Raw genomic sequence first — 21,951 nt, forward strand, 5'->3', positions numbered from 1 at the left:
AGGCCGCCTGCGACGTCAAGGGCAACCTGCACCAGGGCAAGGTCGGCGTGCTGACCCTCGCCCCCACCGACGGCCTCGGCGTCCGCAACACCGAGAAACGCGAACGACACCTCGAGGCGATCAACCGCTTCCGGGGTCAGTGAACCGTCCTCCGTCCGGCAGGGCACCATCTCCCTGAGCCGACGACGTCCGACCCTGCCACGAGGTCGGACTCCCCGATGTCGAGGAGCCGAATGACCACCTCAGCCGACCCGAGGTCGACGTCCCCCGCAGCACTGCACTCCGTGGCGGACGGCCCCGTGGACGCGCCCGTGCTGGTGCTCGGTCCCTCGCTGGGCACCGATCTCGGCCTCTTCGACGCCCTGGTCCCGGAGCTGGCGCAGCACTACCGCGTGATCCGCTACGACCTGCGCGGGCACGGCGGGTCGCCCGTGGTCCCGGGGCCTTACGGCGTGGCCGACCTCGCCGGCGACGTCGTGGCGCTGCTCGACCAGCTCGGGATCGAACGGTTCGCGTACGCGGGCGTGTCCCTCGGCGGGGCGATCGGCCTGCAGCTCGCCGTCACGGTCCCCGAACGCGTGAGCCGGCTGATCGTCATCGCCTCGGCCGCGAGCTTCCCCGATCCGCCCTCGTGGAAGGCGCGGGCGGATCGGGTCCGAGCCGAGGGCACGGAGTTCCTCGTCCCGTCGCGGATCGGCGCGTGGGTCACCCCCGGGTTCGCCGAGTCCTCTCCTGAGGAGACCGAGCGGCTGCTGGAGATGCTGCGCGGTACACCGCGCGAGGGTTACGCGGCCTGCTGCGAGACGATCGAGACCTTCGACCTGAGCGACCGCCTGGCCGGGATCACCGCGCCCACCCTGGTGATCGCCGGTGCCGACGACCCGGCCACGCCGCCCGACACGGTGCGCACGATCGCCGACGGCATCCCGGGTGCCCGCTTCGTCGTCGTCCCGGAGTCGTCTCACCTGGTGAGCGCCGAACAACCGGAGGCGGTCAGCGCGGAGATCCGCCGCTTCCTGGCCTGACCGCCGCGGCCACCGGCGGCCGCTGGGTCACTCGAGCCGGTCAGATCCCCGCGCGGGCGAGGACCTCGCGGGCGGCGTCCGCGCTCACCCGCGCGGCGACGTCCACGCCCCGGGCGACCAGTTCCTCGGAGATCACCTCCACCGCCATGACGGCCGGGGTGACGCCGTGCGCGGCCAGCGCACGGACCAGGCCGACCGTGTCGCCGTACCCCTGCCCGGGTGGCAGCCGGTGGCCCAGCGACTCGGCGCGCGGCGGGTGCATCGGTACCTCCCGGACGTCGCACAGCTGCACCGACACGATCCGGTCGGCGGGAATCGGGTCGAGGCCGGCGGGCTCCTGCCCGGCGCGGGCCCAGTGCCAGTTGTCGATGATCAGGGCGGCGTTGCGCACCGGTGCCACGATCTCCCAGGCGGTGGCGAGGTCGGGGACGCCGCTGTACGGCATGAACTCCAGCGCGACCGTGAGATCCGGGCCCGCCCGCTCGCAGAGCGCCGCGAACGCGTCGGCCATGACGTCGAGCGGGAGCTCCTCCAGCAGCCCGGCGTTGAGGTGGCGCACGCCGAACGCGCGCGCCATGGCGAAGACGGTCTGCTCCTTCCTCTGCTGCGCCTCGTCGCGATCGGCCTCGGTGCCCCAGGCGGTGAGGTACTCCACCTCCAGGATGCGCACCCCGTGCTGCTCGGCGACGGCGAGCATCGCCGCGTCCTCGAGGTCCGCGTCCCAGTAGTTCTCCGCGCGCAGCCCGATGCCGTCGTACCCGGCAGAGGCGGCCGCGCGCACGCGGTCGGCGAACGAGACCTCCGTGCCGAGGGTGTAGGAGCTGCAGACCAGCGGTGCCGCTTCGACCATGTCGTCGTCCCGCGGCGTTCAGTCGCCGTCGTTCAACGGCACGGGGACGACGTCCTCGTACTCGGCGACGCCGGCGGCGTGCCGGCCCGCGATGTAGCCGAAGGTCATGGCCGGCCCGAGATTGATGCCACCCGACGGATAGTGCCCGCCCATCACGCTGGCCTGGTCGCTCCCCGCGACGTACAGACCGGGGACCGGCTCCCCCTCCCCCGTGAGCACCCGCGACTGCGCGTCGGCCTTCAGCCCGGCAAAGGTGCCGAAGCTGCCGGGCAGGACCTTGATCGCGTAGAAGGGACCCTTCTCGATCGGGGCCAGCGAGGGATTGGGCTCGTGGTCGGGGTCGCCGGAGCCTCGGTTGAACGCGCTCCGGCCGCGGCCGAACCGGGGGTCCTCCCCGACGGCGGCGTGCACGTTGAACGCGGCGACGGTGTCGGCCAGCCCGGCCGGGTCGATGCCGCACTTGCGCGCGAGGTCCTCCAGTGTCCGGCCCCGCGTGAGGTAACCGGAGCGGAGGTAGGGCCAGACCGGCACCGGGAACGGCTTGGACATGCCGAACGGGTAGCGGCGCTGGAACGTGTGGTCGCAGATCAGCCAGGCCGCGACCTCCTCGCCGTCCGGGGCGGAGGCGATCATCGCGCTGGTGAACTGGTAGTAGCCGTCGGCCTCGTTGACGAACCGCCTGCCGTCGGAGAGCACCGCGATGAGGCCGGGCTTGCCACGGTCGACGATGTGCGGGTACGTGCCGACGCGTCCGCTGCGGTACGGCACCAGCGACACCGGGCACCAGGCGGCCGGCGAGGCCAGCGAGGTGTCGAACAGCCCGCCGGCCGATTCGCCGAGGGTGATCCCGTCGCCGGTGGTCTCCGGTGGCGCGAGGGTCCAGTGCTCCCGTCCCGTCGGGGTCCGCGGGAACAGCTCGCGACGGCGGGCCACGTCGTTCGGGAAGCCACCCGCGGCGAGCAGGACCCCGCGCCGGGCCCGGACGGTGATCTCCCCCTCGGGCGCGCTCAGCACAGCGCCGGTGACGGACCCGTCCTGGATCAGCAAGCGGCTGGCGGGCGTGTTCACCAGGAGCCGGACGCCGAGGTCGTCGGCCGACCGGGCGAGCCGGGCGATCAGGGCCGTGCCGTTGACCAGCTGCATGCCCTGCCGGTGGGTGACGACGTCCAGCACGTGGAACGCCACCCGCCAGGCGGTGTGGCAGAAGCCTCTTCCCGAGGTCGTGGCGTGCAGAAAGGCCTGCAGATCGGGGCCGGCCATGATCCCCATCCCCAGGAACGACGTCTCGTACAGCTGGGTGCGCAGCTTCGGCCGGAGGCGCTTCGGTATCCGGCGCAGATTGATCGGCTTGGGTGCGACCGACCGCCCGCCGGTGCCGGCCCCGGGAAGGTCCCCCTGGATGTCGGCGATCCAGGTGCCGGACACGAACTGCAGGCGCGTTTGCTTCTCGAAGAAGCCCACCATGTGCCGCGCGTTCTCCAGCAGGGCCTCGACCCGCGGCTCGTCGTAGTGGTCCCCGAGCGCGTGCTCGAGGTAGGTGCGGGGTGCGTCGACGTCCTCGATGACCCCGTCGGCCTGGGAGAGCGGGTTCAGCGGCGCCCACATCCACCCGCCGGACCACGACGTCGCACCGCCGAGGACGGGCGCCTTCTCGGCCACCACGACCGACAGGCCGTGATAGGCCGCCGTCACCGCACCGGCGAGTCCCGCCGCACCCCCGCCGACAACCAGCAGGTCGCAGTCGAGGGAGCCTGCCCGCTCTGTCGCCGTCATCAGGGCCTCCTCCGCCTGCTACGAGTTGGCCACGGCCCGGGCGCCCGCGTCCACGCCGTTCCACTGCTCGGGACCGGCCGAAGGGGGCGTGGCCAGTTCCGCCAGACTTCCGGCGTGGCGATGATCGTGCTGGTCGGTTTCATGGGTGCAGGCAAGACGACGGTCGGGCACATCCTGGCCGAGCGCCTGGGCACGCCGTTCGTCGACAGCGACGTCCACATCGAGCGGCAACTGGGCCGCAGCATCGTCGACGTCTTCGCCGCGGAGGGTGAGCAGCACTTCCGCGAACTGGAGCACCGGGCGATCAACGAGCTCGTCCGCGGCCCGGACGCCGTGCTGGCGCTCGGCGGGGGCGCCCTCGGGGACCTGCGAACGCGGGCCATCCTGCGCAACACGACGGTCGTGTACCTGCGGGTCGGCTACGACGAGGCACTGGCGAGAGTGCGCCAGGACCGGTTCCGCCCGATGCTCCAGCGCGCCGACCTCGACCAGATCTACGCGCGGCGCCTCGCCGCCTATGCCGAGGTGGCCGCGGTCCAGGTGGACACGAACGGACGTCGGCCGGACGCCGTCGCCCTGGACGTCCTCAGGGAGCTGACCCGGCTGCCCAGCACTCCCCCCGGCACGTCCAACATCCTCGTGACGCCGGTGGGCGGCACCTACTACGCGCATGTCGGCAGGCAGCTGCTCGAGCTGACGGCCACCCTGCTGCCGCACTCGGCCGACATCGAGCAGGCGGTGCTCGTCGAGTCCGACCGGGACGGGAGCACCGCCGACCAGGTGGCCGCCAGCATCACCGCCCGCGGCATCTCGGTCACGCGCGTGCCGATCGCGGACACGGAGACGATGAAGACGTTCGCCACCGCGCAGCACGTCGCCGGTCGCCTGGCCGACGTGGCGCTGCACGCGAACGACCTGGTCGTCGCCGTGGGCGGTGAGCCGGTGTGCGACCTCGCCGGGTTCGTCGCCGCGACGTTCAACCGCGGAACCCCGCTGGCGCTGGTGCCGACGACCCTCGTCGCGCAGGCCGATTCGGCCATCGGCGGCAAGAACGCGGTCAACCTGCCGCAGGGGCGCAACCTCGTCGGGGCCATCCACCAACCCACGGTCGTGATCGCCGACGTCACCACCGCCTGCGAGAACCAGGCGCACGGCTTCCGTGCCGGCCTGGCCGAGATCGCCAAGCACGCCCTGATCAGCCGGAGCGATCTGCTCCCCGTCGTCGAGGACCTGGCGGACGACGCCTGCTCGGGGAACGTCGACGCCGTGCACCAGCTCGTGACCCGCAGCGTGGAGATCAAGGCCGACATCGTCAGCCGGGACGAGCGCGCGACCGGTGAGCGGATCGTGCTCAACTACGGCCACACGTTCGGGCACGCGATCGACCTGGTGTCGGGGCAGGTCGAGGACCAGGGCGAGTCCGTGGCGCTGGGCATGATGGCCGCCGCCCACCTCGCGCGCCGCCAGGGACGGATCGACGACGTCGTGGTCGACCGGCATCGGCGCCTGCTGTCGCGGCTGGGGCTGCCGACGACCGGCCGATTCGACCTCGAGGCGATGCAACGGGCGTGGCTGCGGGACAAGAAGTACCGCCACGGCGTGCGATTCGTCGTCCTCAATGCGCTCGGCGGGCCTGAAACGGGGATCACCGCCTCGGCCGACATGCTGGCAGGCGTTCTGGACGACCTGGCGACGGCGTAGGCCGGCAACCGGCCCCGCCCGAACCGATGAGCGGATCGACCGGCGATCAGCTCGCCGGTTCCCTGACGTAACTGCCGGGTGCCTCCTCCAGCACGGCGAACTCCGCGTTGCCCAGCTTCTTCCGGGCCGCCACCTGCGGCCCGGCGTGCGGGGTGAGCCATGCGGCCCAGGCCGGCCACCAGCTGCCGGGGACACGCTCGGCGGCCTCGAACCAGCGGTCCGGGTCCGCGTCGAGCGGGACGGGCCCCTCGGCGCCGTCCGTTCCCTCGGGATCCGGACGGGTCCAGTAGTTGCGCTTGTTCGCGGCAGGCGGGTTGATGACGCCGGCGATGTGGCCGCTGGCACCGAGGACGAACGTCGTGTCGCCCGACAGGATCTGGGTGCTGGCGTAGGCCGTCTGCCACGGCACGATGTGATCCTCCTTGGATGCATAGACGAAGGCCGGTACGTCGACGGCGGCCAGGTCGACCGGCTGGCCGAGCTGCACCGTCCCGCCCGGCTCGCGGAGCTTGTTCTCGAGGTAGGCGTTCCGGACGTACCAGCAGAACATCGGTCCGGGCAGGTTGGTCTCGTCGCCGTTCCAGAACAGCATGTCGAAGGCCGGTGGGGCCTGTCCCTGGAGATATCCCTTCACGACGTAGGGCCAGATGAGGTCGTTCGCCCGGAGCGAGGCGAACACCTGCCCCAGCTCGCTGCCCTTGAGGAGTCCGCCCCGGCCGATCGCCGCCTCCCGCGCCACGACCGCCGGCTCGGTGACGAGGACGCCGATCTCGCCGGTGTCTGTGAAGTCCAGCATCGTGGTCAGCAGCGTCATGCTGGCGGCGGGTTGCTCACCGCGCGCCGCCTGCACCGCCAGGGCGCTGGCCAGCAGGGTGCCGCCGACGCAGAAGCCGAGCGTGTTCACCTTGTCGGCCTTGGTGATCGACCGGGCGACGTCGATCGCCTTGAGCACGCCCTGCTCGAGGTAGTCGTCCCAGGTCAGCCGGTCCTGCGCGGGTCCTGCGTTGCGCCAGGAGACAAGAAGGACCGTGTGGCCCTGCGCCACGGCGTGCGCGACGAACGAGTTCGTCGGCCGAAGGTCGAGGATGTAGAACTTGTTGATGCAGGGCGGCACGATCACCAGCGGCCGCTTGTGCACCTTCGCGGTCGTCGGGGTGTACTGGATCAGCTGCATCAGGTCGTTCTGGTAGACCACGCCGCCCGGCGTCGTGCCCACGTCGCGGCCCACCTCGAAGGCCATCTCGTCGGTCATCGATACGCGGCCCTTGGCCAGGTCCTCGGTGAAGAGCTGCAGACCGTCGACCAGGCTGGCGCCGCCGGTCTCCATCGCGAGCTGCATCGCCTCGGGATTGGTCGCCAACGTGTTGGCCGGGCTCAGCGCATCGATGACCTGGCGCAGCGCGAACCCCCACTGCGCCTTGCTGTGCTCATCCAGAGGTGCGGCGTCCAGCGCCTTGTGCAGCAGGTCGCTCTGGGTGAGGTAGGTCCGGACCACAGCCTCGTACCGCGGGTCCTTGGTCCACTCGTCCCCGGCGAAGCGCTTGTCCTTGACGGGCTCGGCCGCGGCCCCGAGACCAGGGAGGGCGGCCGTCCATGGAGCCGTCATCTGCTGCACGGCCGTCAACTGCATCGCCGTGAAATCGGCTACGGCCTTCGTCCACGGCGCCGCGACAGCGGCCACCTGCTTGCCTGTGTCGGCGATGTTGACGGCGGGCCACAGCGCGGCCGGCTCGGTCTGCATGAGGTCGCGGAGCCACTTGGCCGGGTCGGGCGACGGTGAGGACATGACTCTCCCAGGAGGGATCGCGGTCGGACCACCGGTCGCGCTCGCGGAGCGCGCCGGCCTGCACGCCACCCATGGTGCGCTGAGCTGCCGTTCTCCGGGTACCGAGAGCCCCTGATTCCCGCTCACCGGACTTCCGACCGGCTCAGGTCGGGCTGGAGGCTCCGAGAGCTGCGGGACGTGCACGGATCGCCCTGGCTGCCCGGACGGTAGGTGCACATGCACCCGTCGGGGCCGGCTGCCGAGGCTCCGTCATGGGCGGGGATCGCGCCCGGGAGCCGCAGCAGCCGACGTGGCGGTGTTCTTCCCGCGCACGGGGGCGCGGCGCGTCCGGGCGGCGCCGGCCAGGTCGTCGAGCATCGCAGCGGTCATGTCCAGATCCACGCAGGCGTCGGTGACGCTCTGGCCGTACACGAGGGCGCCGGGGTGCTGGTGGTCCAGGTCCTGCCGGCCGGCGACGAGATTGCTCTCCAGCATCACGCCGCGGATCGCCGTCTCGCCGCCGGCGATCTGGCCCGACAGGTCGTGCACGACGTCGAGCTGGCGGAGGTGGTTCTTCTGGCTGTTGCCGTGCGAGGCGTCGACCACGACGACCGACGGCAGACCGCGCTCGCTCAGCTTCGCCTTCGTGTCGGCGATGTGGGTGGCCGAGTAGTTCGGGCCGTTCTTGTCGCCCCGCAGGATCACGTGGGCCGTCTCGTTGCCGGTCGTGGACAGCTGGGCCGTCATCCCGTGGCGGTCGACGCCGAGGAACTCGTGCGGCGCCCGCGCCGCGACGACGGCCTGGATGGCCGCCTCGATGCTGCCTTCCGGTGAGTTCTTGAAGCCGACGACGGCCGAGAACCCGGACACCCGCTCACGAGCGGTCTGGTCGGTGACGTTGCGCGCGCCGACGCCGTTGTAGGTCACCAGCCCGTCGACGTACTGCGGGCTCAGGGCGTTCAGCGGCTCGGCCGCGACCGGAACGCCCATCGCGGTGATCCGACCCATGATCATCCGAGTCGCGATCAGGCCGACGCTGATGTTGTTCGAGCCGTCGAGGTACGGGTCGTAGGCGAAGCCCTTCCAGTCGACCTCGGTCCTCGGCTTCTCGGTGTACGTCCGCATGACGATCTCGAGGTCCCCGCCGTGCCGTTCCCGCATCTCCCGGAGGAAACCGGCGTACTCGAGCGTCGCCGCCGGATCGTGGATCGAGCAGGGTCCGGCGATGACGGCCAGCCGCCCGTCGGCACCGCGCACGATGTCGGTCACGGCCCGACGCCCGGCCCGCGTGGTCGCGGCAGACGCCGCTGAGAGCGGCAGGACCGTCGCGACGGCCTCCGGCGTGACGACGACGTCCAGACCGACGATCCGCGTGTTCGTCAGGTCGGAGAGGTCGACCGGTTCGGGGTCCAGGGAGCCCAGCTGCCGGCGGACCTCGGGCAGCAGATTCGACTGCATGGCATCGATCTGCTCGTTCACCCGGCGCTGGACGTCCAGCAGGTGGTCGGCGATGCGCTGCGCCCGGTCCAGGACGCCGTCGGCTGACAGGTCCTCGTGCTGTGCCGTCACTGGTACTCCTCACGAGACCGGCAAGACGGGCCGGCGTGTTGTGTGCGCGGTGACGAGGTTAGGCGGGACCCGTCACCCGCGAAGAGCTCAGGGGCCGTCCCGGGTGGTCATGCCGCCGCGGTGGCGGCAACACCCTCGAGGCTGTGGACCCATGGCTCGGTCACTCCGGTCGGGACGGAGGAACCCGAGTACATCGGCTGCGACCTGGATGCAGCACTCGTCGAGGCATAGCTGGGCGCGACGAGGTCCGAGCGCTCGCTCTGATCCGCGGACACGACACCACGACCACCGCCGACCCGCCGGCGACGACGCGGCCGCCTTGGCACCCGTCGGCTGGCCGGCGTCAACCCCAGAACTCGGTGAGCTGTTCCGCAAGCGCCCAGCCTCGGTCGTAACCGGCTCGAGCGGCGGGCGGACGCAGCGACAGATCCATCGCACTGGCGCCGAACAGATGCTCGGAGTCGCTGTCCGGGGAGATCGTTTCGACCCTGCTGCCGCCTGCGCGTAGTTCGTCGACCTGCGCTGCCAGATTCGTGCCCCACTCCCGGGGATGCTGCGATCTGCCGCCGAATGGTGACAGCACCAGCACCCGCCCGTATCCGGCCGCCAGGTCGGCGTTCTCGATGGATCGGTAGCCCCCGTCGATGTACCAACGATCGCCGATGCCGTAGGCAGGGCCGCCGGCGGTGCTGGCGGCAACGGCGTCCACCAGGTCGACTCCGCTGTGGCGGTCGAACACGACCGGTTCGCCGGTCCGGGCATCGACCGCCGTGATGTGCACTGCACGTTCCGGCCAGCGTTGACCGGGGAGTCGTGCGGCGACGGTGGCGCGCCACCGCGCGGTCCCGGAGCCGTCCGACGCCGCATCCAGGTCCAGCGCCACCGCGCCCATCCTGCGGCGCATGTCGGCCGCATCCTCGGCGGCGATGATCCGGCCCATTCGCTCCAGGTGGTCGGCCACCGGAAACGTGGGAACGCGTCCACCGTCGGGTGTGACCGGACCAGTTCGTTGCTGGGGCGCAGCGGCCAGGATGGCGGCAAGCAGTTCGGTCGGCGTCGCGCTGGTGATCTGAGCCGCCGCCGTCGATCCGGCCGACGTCCCGATGGTCAGATCGGCATCGGTCACGTCCAATCCGGCCTCGAGCAGGCCGGCGATGACGCCGATCAACCACGCGTTGCCTGTCGATCCGCCACCGCCGAGGACCAACGCTCGTTCGCCCCCGGCGGGCGCCCGCCTCGTGGCCTCGAGCTGCGGCTGCGGTCGGTCGGACCACGGCCGGTCGGGGGCCGTCGTCGAGGTGACGTGCAGAGGTGAAGAAGGGGCTGTGTTCATGGGAGTCGCCTCTCGCGAATTGCTCGGCGGGGCGCTCCCGGTGGCGACTACCTCAGTCGCGCGATCGTGCTGTACAGGGGGCACCCACTGCGGACATTGCGTTCATGGGTCTCACCTCCTGCCGATGGATCACGATCGCCGGGACGGTCGCACACCGGCGACGCGTCGGGCAACCCACATCGTGCCGATGCCGCAGTGGGGCCGTGCGTGACAGGCTGCCGAAAGCCCCGCAACGGGCGACCGACCAGCCCCGAGTCAGGGAAGGCTCGAGGTGGTCAATCCCCCTCGGAAGAGGTCAGGGGCCGTTCCGGATCCCCGGAAACGACCCCTGATGCCTGCTCTGTCGGGCTGACAGGATTTGAACCTGCGACCCCTTGACCCCCAGTCAAGTGCGCTACCAAGCTGCGCTACAGCCCGCGTGCCGTCGCGCCTGCCAGAAACCCGGACCGCGCGACGACCGCCTGAGCAGGTTACCGCACCTACACCTGCGTCCCGACCGCCGGTTCAGCCCTTCGGCTTGTCGTTGCCCCGACCCTCGCGGACCTTGATCGAGACCTCGATCGGCGTGCCCTCGAAGCCCCACTTCTCCCGGAGCTTCCGCTCCAGGAACCGCCGGTAGCCGGCCTCGAGGAACCCGGTGGAGAACACCACGAACCGCGGGGGCCGGATGTCGGCCTGGGTGACGTACTTGATCTTCGGGGCGCGACCACCGCGGGCCGGTGGGGGCGTCTCCTGCACCAGGGCCCGCACGTACGTGTTCAGCTCCGACGTCGGCACCCGGGACTCCCAGGAGGCCAGGGCCGCGCGCAGGTGGTCGGCCAGCTTGTTGACCCCGCGACCGGTCACCGCCGAGATGTTGACCCGCGTCGCCCACTTGACGCGCGCCAGCTCCCGTTCGATCTCCTTCTCGAGCTGGAAGTGCCGGTCCTCGTCGAGGGTGTCCCACTTGTTGAACGCGATCACCAGGGCCCGGCCGGACTCCACCACCTGCGTGATCACCCGCTGGTCCTGCTCGCTGATGACCTCGTCGGCGGCGAGCAGCACGACGGCGACCTCCGCGGCCTGGATGGCCGCCTCGGTGCGCAGGCTGGCGTAGTACTCGGTGCCGCTGGCGGTGTTCACCTTGCGGCGCAGGCCGGCGGTGTCGACGAACCGCCACTCCTCACCACCCAGCGTCACGATCGAGTCCACCGGGTCGACCGTCGTCCCGGCGACGGAGTCGACGACGGAGCGCTCGTCCTCGGCCAGCCGGTTGAGCAGGCTGGACTTGCCCACGTTGGGCCGCCCCACCAGTGCCACCCGGCGCGGGCCGCCCTCCTCGAGCTGCTCGCGCGGAGCGTCGGGCATCGCGTCGAGGATGAGGTCGAGCAGGTCGCCGCTGGACCGGCCGTGCAGCGCGCTGACCGCCTGCGGCTCCCCCAGCCCGAGCGACCACAGCTCGGCCGCTCCGGCCTCGCTGCGCTCGTCGTCCACCTTGTTGGCCACGAGGATGACCGGCCGGTCGCTGCGGCGCAGGATGCGCGCGGCCGCCAGGTCGGTGTCGGTGGCCCCCACGGAGCTGTCGACGACGAGCACGATGACGTCCGCGGTGTCCATCGCGTACTTGGCCTGGCGCGTGATCGACGCCCCCATGCCGGTGGCCTTCGGGTCCCAGCCGCCGGTGTCGACGACGGTGAACCGCTTGCCGTTCCACAGCGCGTCGTAGGAGATGCGGTCCCGGGTCACGCCCGGGATGTCCTGGACGACGGCGGCGCGCCGTCCGAGGAATCGGTTGACCAGGGTGGACTTGCCCACGTTCGGGCGGCCGACGATCGCGACGACGGGCAGCGGCCCGCTCGGCTCGCTCATGTCCGCTCCCCCACGGCGACCGCGGAGGCGGCCAGCGAGACGACGCGGTCGATCACCGCGGCCCGGTCGAGGTCGGTGCTGTCCACGATCACGGCGTCGCGCGCCGGCCGCAGCGGGCTGTCCTCCCGCTCGCTGTCGTACTCGTCGCGGCGGCGGAGGTCCTCGGCCAGCTCCGCGACCTCGGCGGGGTCGGTGATCCCGAGCTGCCCGGCGCGGCGCTGGGCACGGACCTTCGGGTCGGCCGTCAGGTAGACCTTCAGCGTCGCCTCCGGCAGCACCACGGTGCCGATGTCGCGCCCCTCGACGACGACGGCCTCGGCCGCCTCGACCAGGGCGCGCTGCTGCTCGACCAGCTGGCGGCGCACCGCCGGAACGGCAGACACCGGCGACACCGTCCGGGTCACCTCGGCGCCGCGGATGCGGTCGGCCACATCCACGCCGTCCACCCGCACCACCTCGGCACCGGCCGACGTCCCGACCTCGATCCGCGCCCCCGCGACGACAACGGCCACGGCCTCGGCGTCCTCCGGGTCCACGCCGGCGTCCAGGACGGCGACGGTCGCGGCGCGGTACATCGCGCCGGTGTCGAGGTACGCGGCGCCGAGCCGGGCCGCGACGGCCCGCGCGACGCTGGACTTGCCGGTGCCCGACGGACCGTCGAGGGTGATCTGACCCTGGAAGAAGCGCACGGGCCCGCTCACTGCGTCATCTCGCTGCTCCGCAGCACATTCGCTCCGCTCCTCGCTCGCCGGCGCTCGCTGCGAGGCTCACTCACTGGGCGATGTCCTTGCGCAGCGCCACGGCACCGCGCAGGTACACGTGCTGGACGTCCGCCCGGCTTCTCGCCGTCTCCACGTGCGCCATCAGCCGGAGCACCCGGGGCAGCGCGTGCGGCACGCCGATCTCGGTGGCGCACATCAGCGGCACGTCGCCCATGCCCAGCTCCCGGGCGGCCAGGGCCGGGAACTCCGACACGAGGTCGGGGGTGGCGGTGAACAGGATGCTGATCACGTCGTCGTGCGCGAGCTCGTTGCGTTCCAGCACCGCGCTCACGAGCTCACGGGTGGCCTCGAGCACCTGCTCCCGGTCGTCGGCGTCGACCTGCGTCGCGCCCCGGATGGCTCGGACGGCCATGCACTTCTCCTCGATCGTGGTGGGCACCCGGATCGCCGGGCCCGGGGTGAAGTCTAGGTTCGTGGCGCCACCGGCCTTCCGGTGGAGGCGCAGCGGGCCCGCTGCGAGGCTGCCGGCATGCGGGCCGGGCGCGATGCGGTGGTGAACTGGTACCTGCGCTACAACGCCGTCTGCAACCGGCACGCCTTCGACGAGCTGGCTCCGTTCCTGCGGGACGTCGTCCTCGTGAACGGCGCCACGCGGACCGCCCAGGGGTACGTCGACGACCTGTTCGAGGTGCACCGCGCCTTCCCCGACTACCGCTGGGAGATCCAGCGCGTCCTCGTCGACGAACCGTGGGTGGCCGTGCACCTCGCCGACCGCGGCACCCACCGCGGCCCCTGGCGCGGCGCGCCGCCCACCGGCCGCGCCGTCACCACCGACGAGTTCGCCATGTACCGGCTCGAGGAGGGCCGGATCGCCGAGGTGTGGGTGACCGCCGACAACGCCCGCCTGCCGCGCGGCTGAGCCCGAGATTGTGCGCGGATGTACAGGTATTCGGCCTGGAACCGCGCACACCGGAACGTTCCCGCGGGAACGTCAGAGGCCGACCAGCTCCTGCAGCGTGCCCAGCTCTTCCTTGGAGAGCCTCCGGATGGAGCCCGAGCGCATCCGCTGCAACTCGATGGGCCCGATCGCCGTCCGAGTCAGGCGGGAGACGGGCAGCCCGACCTCGGCGAGCAGCCGGCGCACGATGTGCTTGCGCCCCTCGTGCAGGACCACCTCGACCACGGACTGGCCGGCGTGGGTGTCCACCACCCGGAACGAGTCGACCTTGACCGGGCCGTCCTCGAGCTGGACGCCCGCCCGGAGCCGGCGGTGCAGGTCGCGGGGCACGGAGCCCGACACCTGGGCGAGGTAGGTCTTGCGCACCTCGTAGGACGGGTGCGCCAGCCGGTGTGCCAGCTCGCCGTCGGTCGTGAGCAGCAGCAGACCCTCGGTGTCCTGGTCGAGCCGGCCGACGTGCACGAGGCCCTTGGCCAGGTCGCCGACCATGTCGCCCACGGTCGGCCGGTTGCGGTCGTCGCTCATCGCGGTGATGACGCCGGTCGGCTTGTTCATCGCATAGGTGACCCGGTCCTCGCGGATCTCGATGCGGACGCCGTCGACGGCGATCTTGTCCGTGGCCGGATCGACCCGCATGCCCTGGACGGCGACCTGGCGGCCGTTCACGCTGATCCGCCCGGCCTCGATCATGTCCTCGCACACCCGCCGGGATCCCACGCCGGCACGGGCGAGGACCTTCTGCAGCCGCTCCCCCTCGCGCTCGTCGTCGGAGTCCGCCGGCTCGCGGTCGCCGGGGTGCGCGGGGGCGAGTTCCATGTCCTCGGACCAGCCGTCGCCGGCCGGGGAATGGGTGTCGTCGTCGGGGGTCAGGTCGTCCGGTACAGCGTTCATCGCCGCCCAGTCTCCCACCGCGGCGCACCGTGACCGAACCGCCGTCGATCCGGGCAAGAAGCAGGGCCCCTGTGGACGACGGCGCAGGCACCCGCCCCGCGCGGGAGATGATCTCCGGATGCCGCCGATCGACATGCCGATGCCCGGCCCCTGGCTCATGGGGATCGTGGCGATCGGGGCCGGGGTGGTGCTGTGGTGGCTGACCCCCGCCCTGGCGCGTCGGGACGAGGAGGTCGGTCGCTCGGTGCTGCGGGAGCGCTTCCCGGTCATCGGCTACCTCGGGGCCGCGGTCATGCTCGGCCTCGGTGTGGTCATCCTGGTGGTCGCGGCAGCCCGCTCCCTCTGACGCCCCCGCGGAGTGGGCCTTTCCGCGCCGAAAGTCGCTGCGCCTCGGGAGACTTTCCGCGCCGGCAGTCCGGAGACGTCAGGAGTCGGGGTGCTCGTCGAGCATCGTGGCGGTCTCGGGCAGGAACGGCGCCAGGTCGGGCAGGTCGGCGAGGCCGGTCAGCCCCAGCCGTTCCAGGAACAGCGGAGTGGTCGCGTAGAGGCCGCCGCCGCTGTCGGGATCGGTGCCCACCTCGTGCACCAGCCCGCGGGTGATGAGCGTGCGCATCACGCCGTCCACCCCGACGCCGCGGATCCCCGAGATCCGGGCGCGCGTGACCGGCTGGCGGTAGGCGATGACGGCGAGGGTCTCCAGCGCCGCCTGGGTGAGCCGGCTGCGCTGACCGTCGATCAGGTAGCGCTCGACGACGACGGCGTGCTCCTCCCGCGTGTAGAGCCGCCACCCCTCCCCCACCCGCCGCAGGGTGAGACCCGACCGGCGCCGGTCGTAGTCGGCGGCGAGCTCGGCGAGGCCCTCCTGGACCTGCTCGGGCGGACAGCGCAGCGCGGCGGCGAGCGTCTCCTCGTCGACCGGGTCGTCCATGACGAACAGCAGCGCCTCGAGGCCGCCCTGCAGCTCGACGGGGTCGAGCAGTTGCAGCGGCTCCTCGGCGGGCTCCTCCGGCTCGGGCGCCGGCTCCCCCGCCGGCACGTCGGCCGGCGTCGGGTCCTGGGGCGGCTCGACGGGTGGCTCGGCGACGGGCGGCGCCGGCGCGGGCTCCTCGACCGGCCGCTCCGCCACGCGGGCGGCCAGTTCCGCCGCGACGGCGTCCCAGGTCGTGGGGTCCGCCTCGCCGCGCCCCTCGGCCTCCTGGCGGGTCGCGGCCAGCTCTGCGGCCAGCGCGTCCCAGGAGATGGGCGTGCGGTCGTCCTCCGGGCCCGGCTCGTGGGCGGTCACCGATCCTCCTCGTCGTCCTGCTCGGGATCGTCCTCGGCTGCCGGCTCGTCCGGCACGGAACCGACATAGTCGTCCACGTCGGCATCGGCGGCGTCGTCCGCCGTCGTCGGGCCGGTCCACCGCACGTGCAGCTCCCCGAGCGGCGTGAGCTGCTCGAACACCACCCGCTGCTGCCGGTAGAGCTCCAGCAGCGCGAGGAACCGCGCGACCACCTCGTTGGTGTGGCCGCAGTCGGACGTGAGCGCCCGGAACGACGCCGTCCCCGACCGCACCAGGTGGTTCCGGACGACGAACAGCTGCTCGGCGACGCTGACGGCCGGCGCGTGCAGGTGGGAGACGCTGACCACCTCGGGCGCCTTCGGCGTCAGCGCCCGCGCGGCGAGGGCGGCGAACTGCTCGGGCGTGATGTCGAGCAGCACCTCGGGCACCAGCTCCGCGAACCGCGGCTCCAGACCGGCCGACCGGGGGTGCCGCTGGGCCGCCTCCGCCTCCCGCAGCCGCAGGAACGCCGCGGCCTGCTTGTAGGCCTTGTACTGCAGCAGCCGGGCGAAGAGCAGGTCCCGGGCCTCCAGCAGCTCGAGGTCCTCCTCGTCGTCCACGTCCGCGGCGGGCAGGAGGCGGGCGGCCTTCAGGTCGAGCAGCGTGGACGCGATGACGAGGAACTCGCTGGCCTGGTCCAGGTCCAGCTCGTTGCCCAGCGCACGCAGGTGGGCGATGAACTCGTCGGTCACCTTCGACAGGGCGATCTCGGTGACGTCGAGCTTGTGCTTGCCGATCAGCTGCAGGAGCAGGTCGAACGGGCCCTCGAAGTTGGTGAGGTGCACCGTGAAACGCGACTCCACGTGCGTCTCGGTCACGACCGCAGCCTAGAGAGCGTCCGGTCCCGGGGCGCCGACGAGCGGGGGCCCGGAGGGCTCCCCGAGAAGGCACCGATTCGGCTCAACGCAGCCGGGACGGCACATGGGCGCGCGGTGTTGTCCGGAGGACGACGGTGAGCATCGTGTCCTGAGGACGACGGTGAGCTCAGTGCCCCTTGAGCCGGCGGACCAGCACCGAGTCCTCGCCGCGCTCGTCGAGGTCGGCGAGGATCACGGCGATCGCCTCGCGGACGATCCGGCCCCGGTCGGCGGCCACGGCGTGCTGCCCGCGCAGGGTGAGCCGCGCGCTCTCCAGAGCCATGAGCTCGTCCGCGGAGATGTAGACCGTGATCTTCTCGTCGTGCTTGGTCCGGTCCGTCCGTCGCATCGGCCGGCCACGCGTCGGGATGCTGGGCTGCAGGGTGGGCGCCGGCGCCGCGGACCGGTATGCCGCCAGGTCGTCGGCCCCGCCCTGGCTCGCAGCGCCGCCCGGCACCAGCGTCAGCGGCATGGACGGCGTCTCGTCGGCCTGCCGGGTGCTGCTGCGCAGGGCCGGCGAGCTGGCCGTCGCGCTGAGGCTGGGCAGCTCGGTGACCTCGGCCTCCGAGGATGCTGCGTCGGTGCGACGGAAGAGCTCGGACGCACCGGGAAGGACCGGCCTTCTCGTCATGCCGACACCTCCTCGCCGGCGCTCGTCGGCTGCATGACCCGAGTCGCTGTGCCCAATGGTGATCTCGCGAGCTCGATCACAGGGCCAGCACCTCCTTGGCGAGGTCGCGGTACGCCGAGGCGCCCGAGGAGGTGGGGGCCCACGTGGTGATCGGCTGCCCGGCGACCGTGGTCTCCGGGAAGCGCACCGTGCGCTGGATGACGGTCTGGAACACCACGTCGTCGAAGGCCTCGACGACCCGGCTGAACACCTCGCGGCAGTGCACCGTCCGCGTGTCGTACATGGTCGCGAGGATCCCGGAGATCTCCAGCGACGGGTTCAGCCGCTCCTTGACCTTGTCGATCGTGTCGACCAGCAGCGCGACCCCGCGGAGCGAGAAGAACTCGCACTCCAGCGGGATGATCACGCCCTGCGCCGCGGTGAGCGCGTTGACCGTCAGCAGGCCCAGGGAGGGCTGGCAGTCGATGAGGATGTAGTCGTACTCGTCGCGCACGTCGGCGAGCACCCGCAGCAGGGTCTGCTCGCGAGCCACCTCGCTGACCAGCTGCACCTCGGCGGCCGACAGGTCGATGTTGCTCGGCACGAGGTCCAGGCCCGGGATGTCGGTGTGCACCCGCACGTCGCGCAGGGTGGTCTTCCGCTCCATCAGGGCGTTGTAGATCGTCCGGTCCATGTTCTGGGCGGGGATGCCCAGTCCCACCGACAGCGCACCCTGGGGGTCGAGGTCGATGAGGAGCACGCGCCGCCCGTACTCGGTCAGCGCGGCGCCCAGGTTGATCGTGGACGTCGTCTTGCCGACGCCGCCCTTCTGGTTGCACATCGCGATGACGCGTGCGGGCCCGTGCTCCGTGAGGGGCTTGGGATCGGGCAGGGGGCGCTGCCGTGCACGCGCGGGGTCCTGCCGCGAGGCGGCCCCCATCTCCGGGCCGCTGGCGTGCGGGCGCGCGACGGCCGAAGCCGCGTCCGCTCGGGTAGCCATGAGTCTGTTGCCTCCACCTCGTGCCCGATCCGGGGTTTCCGGTAGCGGTCAGAGGTCCTGCCCGCTCGGGTGACGACGACGTTAGGGAGAACCACAGGAGTTCCCACGGAGGCACGCCGCGCGACATGTCGACATGGCGACGTGTGACAACGGGTGGGATCGCACAAGTCGAAAGGGACAGCAATCAGTGCCAAGCGAACCCGGCGCTGGGTGTCAGACGAGTGCCCTCGGGTGGCTGGTGGCGTAGACCTCGCGGAGCCGGTCGACGGTGACCAGCGTGTAGATCTGCGTGGTGGTGACCGAGGCGTGACCGAGCAGTTCCTGGACGACGCGCACGTCCGCGCCGCCGTCGAGGAGGTGGGTGGCGAAGGAGTGCCGGAGGGTGTGCGGCGACAGCTCCGCCGCGAGCCCGGCGCGCTCCGCGGCCGCCCGGAGGATCGACCAGGCGCTCTGCCGCGACAGCGGTCCACCGCGGGCGTTGAGGAACAGTCGTCCCCCGCGGACGCCGCCGCGACCCTTGGCGGCCAGGGCGGGCCGGGCCCCGACCAGGTAGTCCTCGACCGCGCGCAGCGCGTAGCTCCCGACCGGGACCACGCGTTCCTTGCCGCCCTTGCCGGCCAGGCGCACCACCGCCTGGCCGCGGTCGACGTCGTCCACCGCCAGCCCCACGGCCTCGGAGATGCGCGCACCGGTGCCGTAGAGGAGCTCGAGCAGCGCCCGGTCCCGCAGTCCCCGCGGCCCCTCCACCGTGCCGGCCGCCTCGATCAGCGCGACCACCGACTCCACCGGCACCGCCTTGGGCAGCCGGCGCGCGGGGGTGGGCGGGCGCACCTCCGCGGCGACGTCGCCGGCGACCAGACCGTCGAGCAGGGCGAACCTGTGCAGCCCGCGCACGGCGACGACGGCCCGCGCGGCCGAGGTCGCCGACAGCGGCGGATGGTCGTCGTCGCCCGAGCGCAGGGCGGCGAGGAAGCCGGCCACGTCGGACTCCGCGATCTCGCCCAGCGTGCGCACGCCCGCCGCGGCCAGGTAGCCGAGGTAGCGGCGCAGGTCGCGGCGATAGGACCCGATCGTGTTCTCCGCCAGACCGCGTTCGACGGTCAGGTGGTCCAGGTAGCCGGTGACGACGCGTTCGAGGTCGCGCGTCGCGCCGGTGGAGGCGGTGAGGGAGGCGGTCAGAGAAGCACCTCCTCCAGTGCGACGGCGGCCATGCCGTGCGCCTCGGCCACCTCCGGGAGGACGACCTGCCCGCCGACGACGTTCACGCCGTGGGCGAGCGCACGGTTCCCGGCCACCGCCGCCGCCGTCCCCTCGTTGGCCAGGGCCATGACGTAGGGCAGGGTGACGTTGGTCAGGGCGTGGGTGGAGGTGTTCGGCACGGCGCCGGGCATGTTCGCCACGCAGTAGAAGACGGACTCGTGCACCCGGTAGGTCGGGTCGTCGTGCGTGGTCGGCCGGGTGTCCTCGAAACAGCCGCCCTGGTCGACGGCGATGTCCACGAGCACCGAGCCGGGCCGCATCCGCGAGACGAGCTCGTTGCTCACCAGCGTCGGCGCCTTGGCGCCGGGCACCAGCACCGCGCCGATGACCAGATCTGCGTCGAGGACCGCCCGCTCGACCTCGTAGGCGTTGGAGGCGACGGTCTGCAGGTGGCCCTGGTAGATGCGGTCGGCCGCCCGCAGCTTGTCGATGTCGCGGTCCAGCACGACGACCTCTGCCTGCATGCCGAGGGCGATCGCGGCCGCGTTCATGCCGGAGACACCGGCCCCGATCACCACGACCTTGGCGGCATAGACCCCCGACACGCCGCCCAGCAGCACGCCCCGGCCGCCGTGCGCGCGCTCCAGGCTGTGCGCGCCCACCTGCGGGGCCATCCGGCCGGCGACCTCCGACATCGGCGCGAGCAGCGGCAGCGCGCCGTCGGCGGTCTGGACGGTCTCGTAGGCGATCGCGGTGGTGCCCGAGGCGATCAGCGCGTCCGTGCACTGCTTGGACGCGGCCAGGTGCAGGTAGGTGAACAGGGTCTGGCCGGCGCGCAGGCGGGAGTACTCCTCCTCGACCGGCTCCTTGACCTTCAGCAGCAGGTCGGCGTCGGCCCACACGTCGTCGGCGGCGGCCACGATCCGTGCCCCGGCGGCCACGTAGTCGGCGTCCGGGATCGAGGACCCCTCGCCGGCGGCGTGCTCGACGAGCACCGAGTGCCCCGCGCGGACCAGCTCGGTCACCCCGGCCGGGGTCAGCGCGACCCGGTACTCGCGGTTCTTGACCTCTCGGGGGACCCCGACCCGCATGGTGTGAACTCCTTCGTCTGGCGGATCGCTTCCCGAGGGTGACGGGAGCCGTTCCCGCGATGCGGACCCGCCCGGTCGGGGCGCGCCTCGGCCGGAGTCTAGGCACGGCCCGGCACCGCAACCGGCTCCGCGGGTTCCGTGCCCCCCGAGTTGGGGTGGACGAGGATGCGGCGATGCCCCTCTACGCCCAGCACCCCGTCCTCCGCGCCCGGCAGGTCGCCGCCGACCTGGGGATGCTGGCCTGGACCGTGCTCTGGGTGCTGGTGGCGCGCGTCGTGCACGGGGCCGTCCTGGTCCTGGCCGCACCAGGGCGCGCCGTCGAGGACCTGGGCGCCTCCGTGGCCGGGAACATGAACTCCGCCGCCGAGGCCGCCGGGGACGTGCCGCTCGTCGGTGACGACCTGTCGGCTCCCTTCGAGGCGCTCTCCGAGGCGAGCGGCTCGGTCGTCGGCGCCGGCCAGGCCGCGCAGGACGCCGTCGTCACGCTGGCGCTCGTGCTCGCGCTCGTCCTCGTCGTCCTGCCGGTGGGCTGGCTCGTCCTGCGGTGGCTGCCCTGGCGGCTGAGCTACGCGCGAGAGGCCGGCGCCGCGCGGCGCCTGCTCACCGGCACCCCGGAGCTGGAGATCCTGGCCGCGCGGGCGATGGCCACCGCTCCCCTCCCCCGGCTGGCGGCCCTGCCCGCCGGCACGGGCGCCGCCTGGCGGGGCGGCGATGCGGCCGCCATGCGCGCGCTGGCCGGACTGGAGCTGGACCGGCTGGGCCTGCGCCTGCCCGCGACCGGCGGGCCGGGGTCCGGCGCGACGAGCAGCTGAGCCGAGCAATCAGTCCGTGCCGACGGGCCGCAGCCGCGGGTTCGCCGACCGCACCTGCGCGGCGGCCAGGAGGCCGATGACCGCGCTGGCGTTGCGGATGTCGCCGTCGAAGACCCGCTGGACGGCGTCGTCGAGCGGCACCCGTTCCACCGTCATGTCCAGTTCCTCGTGCTCGACGACGAACCCCTCGGGCCGGTCGGCGTCGGAGAGCTGCTCGGCGAGGTAGATCAGCACCTGCTCGTCGCAGAAGCCGGGCGAGCTGTAGGACGTCGTGAGCAGCGACCACCGCGCGGCCGACAGCTGCGCCTCCTCGGCCAGCTCCCGCTTCGCCGTCTCCAGCGGCGGCTCGCCGTCGGCGTCGCGGAGGCCGGCGGGCAGCTCCCACAGCGGCAGGCCGAAGGGATGGCGGTACTGCCGGACGAGCACCACGCGGTCCTCGTCGTCGACGGCGACCACGGCGACCGCGCCGGGGTGCCGCACGATCTCCCGGACGCTGTCCCCGCCACCGGGCATCGCCACGGTGGCGAGCTCCAGCGAGATCACGCGACCCTCGTAGACCGTCTCGGTCGCGAGCAGCCGGTACTCGTGCGGCTCGGGATCGGCGCCACTCATCGCCCGGCCCAGG

The 21,951-nt window shown here is 72.4% G+C and carries 21 protein-coding genes and 1 tRNA gene; 5 read left to right on the forward strand and 17 right to left on the reverse strand.

Annotation, left to right across the window (positions count from 1 at the left end):
• Positions 1 to 233 precede the first annotated feature (233 nt).
• Positions 234 to 1,025, forward strand: a complete 792-nt coding sequence (pcaD, locus tag E4P39_RS20805; protein WP_135138505.1) for a 3-oxoadipate enol-lactonase — start codon at positions 234 to 236, stop codon at positions 1,023 to 1,025.
• Positions 1,026 to 1,065: 40 nt separating this feature from the next.
• On the opposite strand, the gene E4P39_RS20810 is transcribed toward pcaD, so the two are convergent.
• Positions 1,066 to 1,875, reverse strand: a complete 810-nt coding sequence (locus E4P39_RS20810) for a sugar phosphate isomerase/epimerase (protein WP_135138507.1) — start codon at positions 1,873 to 1,875, stop codon at positions 1,066 to 1,068.
• Positions 1,876 to 1,893: 18 nt separating this feature from the next.
• Positions 1,894 to 3,648 (reverse strand): FAD-dependent oxidoreductase, encoded by a 1,755-nt coding sequence (locus tag E4P39_RS20815; RefSeq protein WP_135138509.1) that lies wholly within the window; start codon positions 3,646 to 3,648, stop codon positions 1,894 to 1,896.
• A gap of 120 nt (positions 3,649 to 3,768) precedes the next feature.
• Here E4P39_RS20815 and E4P39_RS20820 point away from each other — a divergent pair, with 120 nt between their 5' ends.
• A complete protein-coding gene (locus tag E4P39_RS20820) occupies positions 3,769 to 5,349 on the forward strand; it encodes a bifunctional shikimate kinase/3-dehydroquinate synthase (protein ID WP_245160007.1) in 1,581 nt (526 codons plus the stop codon).
• 46 nt (positions 5,350 to 5,395) lie between these two features.
• Here the strand turns inward: E4P39_RS20820 and phaC are convergent, their stop codons facing one another.
• The 7 genes from phaC to aroH all read right to left on the reverse strand — a co-directional run bounded on the left by phaC (position 5,396) and on the right by aroH (position 12,998).
• On the reverse strand, positions 5,396 to 7,135 hold the full coding sequence (phaC, locus tag E4P39_RS20825) for a class I poly(R)-hydroxyalkanoic acid synthase (protein WP_135138512.1): 1,740 nt from the start codon (positions 7,133 to 7,135) through the stop codon (positions 5,396 to 5,398).
• Positions 7,136 to 7,384: 249 nt separating this feature from the next.
• Complete coding sequence (locus tag E4P39_RS20830; RefSeq protein WP_245159999.1) at positions 7,385 to 8,683, reverse strand: 3-deoxy-7-phosphoheptulonate synthase; 1,299 nt, start codon at positions 8,681 to 8,683, stop codon at positions 7,385 to 7,387.
• A gap of 343 nt (positions 8,684 to 9,026) precedes the next feature.
• On the reverse strand, positions 9,027 to 10,016 hold the full coding sequence (locus tag E4P39_RS20835; RefSeq protein ID WP_245160000.1) for a patatin-like phospholipase family protein: 990 nt from the start codon (positions 10,014 to 10,016) through the stop codon (positions 9,027 to 9,029).
• Between the two features lie 343 nt (positions 10,017 to 10,359).
• Positions 10,360 to 10,433, reverse strand: a tRNA-Pro gene (locus E4P39_RS20840).
• Between the two features lie 87 nt (positions 10,434 to 10,520).
• Positions 10,521 to 11,864 (reverse strand): ribosome biogenesis GTPase Der, encoded by a 1,344-nt coding sequence (der, locus tag E4P39_RS20845; RefSeq protein ID WP_135138514.1) that lies wholly within the window; start codon positions 11,862 to 11,864, stop codon positions 10,521 to 10,523.
• Positions 11,861 to 12,565, reverse strand: a complete 705-nt coding sequence (gene cmk, locus E4P39_RS20850) for a (d)CMP kinase (protein WP_245160001.1) — start codon at positions 12,563 to 12,565, stop codon at positions 11,861 to 11,863. The genes der and cmk overlap by 4 nt, the downstream gene beginning before the upstream one ends.
• A gap of 70 nt (positions 12,566 to 12,635) precedes the next feature.
• On the reverse strand, positions 12,636 to 12,998 hold the full coding sequence (gene aroH / locus E4P39_RS20855; RefSeq protein WP_135138515.1) for a chorismate mutase: 363 nt from the start codon (positions 12,996 to 12,998) through the stop codon (positions 12,636 to 12,638).
• A 117-nt stretch (positions 12,999 to 13,115) separates the two neighbouring features.
• On the opposite strand from aroH, the gene E4P39_RS20860 reads away from it, so the two are divergent.
• On the forward strand, positions 13,116 to 13,505 hold the full coding sequence (locus E4P39_RS20860; RefSeq protein WP_135138516.1) for an ester cyclase: 390 nt from the start codon (positions 13,116 to 13,118) through the stop codon (positions 13,503 to 13,505).
• A gap of 72 nt (positions 13,506 to 13,577) precedes the next feature.
• Here E4P39_RS20860 and E4P39_RS20865 read toward each other — a convergent pair whose 3' ends face one another.
• A complete protein-coding gene (locus tag E4P39_RS20865; RefSeq protein ID WP_245160002.1) occupies positions 13,578 to 14,435 on the reverse strand; it encodes a pseudouridine synthase in 858 nt (285 codons plus the stop codon).
• Between the two features lie 118 nt (positions 14,436 to 14,553).
• Between E4P39_RS20865 and E4P39_RS20870 the strand changes: the two genes are divergently transcribed.
• Positions 14,554 to 14,781, forward strand: coding sequence for a hypothetical protein (locus E4P39_RS20870; protein ID WP_135138518.1), 228 nt, complete (start codon positions 14,554 to 14,556; stop codon positions 14,779 to 14,781).
• A gap of 78 nt (positions 14,782 to 14,859) precedes the next feature.
• On the opposite strand, the gene scpB is transcribed toward E4P39_RS20870, so the two are convergent.
• The 6 genes from scpB to ald all read right to left on the reverse strand — a co-directional run bounded on the left by scpB (position 14,860) and on the right by ald (position 20,514).
• Positions 14,860 to 15,717: an SMC-Scp complex subunit ScpB gene (gene scpB / locus E4P39_RS20875; RefSeq protein WP_135138520.1), complete on the reverse strand. Its 858-nt coding sequence runs from the start codon at positions 15,715 to 15,717 to the stop codon at positions 14,860 to 14,862.
• Entirely contained in the window at positions 15,714 to 16,574 is an 861-nt protein-coding gene (locus E4P39_RS20880) for a ScpA family protein (protein ID WP_135138521.1), read from the reverse strand. Before E4P39_RS20880 ends, scpB begins: the two co-directional genes overlap by 4 nt.
• A gap of 166 nt (positions 16,575 to 16,740) precedes the next feature.
• On the reverse strand, positions 16,741 to 17,244 hold the full coding sequence (locus E4P39_RS20885; protein WP_135138522.1) for a hypothetical protein: 504 nt from the start codon (positions 17,242 to 17,244) through the stop codon (positions 16,741 to 16,743).
• Between the two features lie 76 nt (positions 17,245 to 17,320).
• Positions 17,321 to 18,163 (reverse strand): AAA family ATPase, encoded by an 843-nt coding sequence (locus tag E4P39_RS20890; protein ID WP_209306649.1) that lies wholly within the window; start codon positions 18,161 to 18,163, stop codon positions 17,321 to 17,323.
• 273 nt (positions 18,164 to 18,436) lie between these two features.
• Complete coding sequence (gene xerD / locus E4P39_RS20895; protein ID WP_135138563.1) at positions 18,437 to 19,402, reverse strand: site-specific tyrosine recombinase XerD; 966 nt, start codon at positions 19,400 to 19,402, stop codon at positions 18,437 to 18,439.
• Entirely contained in the window at positions 19,399 to 20,514 is a 1,116-nt protein-coding gene (ald, locus tag E4P39_RS20900; protein WP_135138526.1) for an alanine dehydrogenase, read from the reverse strand. The genes xerD and ald overlap by 4 nt, the downstream gene beginning before the upstream one ends.
• Before the next feature lie 173 nt (positions 20,515 to 20,687).
• Here ald and E4P39_RS20905 point away from each other — a divergent pair, with 173 nt between their 5' ends.
• Positions 20,688 to 21,326, forward strand: coding sequence for a hypothetical protein (locus E4P39_RS20905; protein WP_135138528.1), 639 nt, complete (start codon positions 20,688 to 20,690; stop codon positions 21,324 to 21,326).
• A gap of 9 nt (positions 21,327 to 21,335) precedes the next feature.
• On the opposite strand, the gene E4P39_RS20910 is transcribed toward E4P39_RS20905, so the two are convergent.
• On the reverse strand, positions 21,336 to 21,938 hold the full coding sequence (locus E4P39_RS20910; RefSeq protein ID WP_135138530.1) for an NUDIX hydrolase: 603 nt from the start codon (positions 21,936 to 21,938) through the stop codon (positions 21,336 to 21,338).
• Between the last annotated feature and the right edge of the window lie 13 nt (positions 21,939 to 21,951).

Origin of the sequence: Blastococcus sp. CT_GayMR19 (assembly GCF_004570385.1) — a bacterium.
Taxonomy (GTDB): domain Bacteria; phylum Actinomycetota; class Actinomycetes; order Mycobacteriales; family Geodermatophilaceae; genus Blastococcus_B.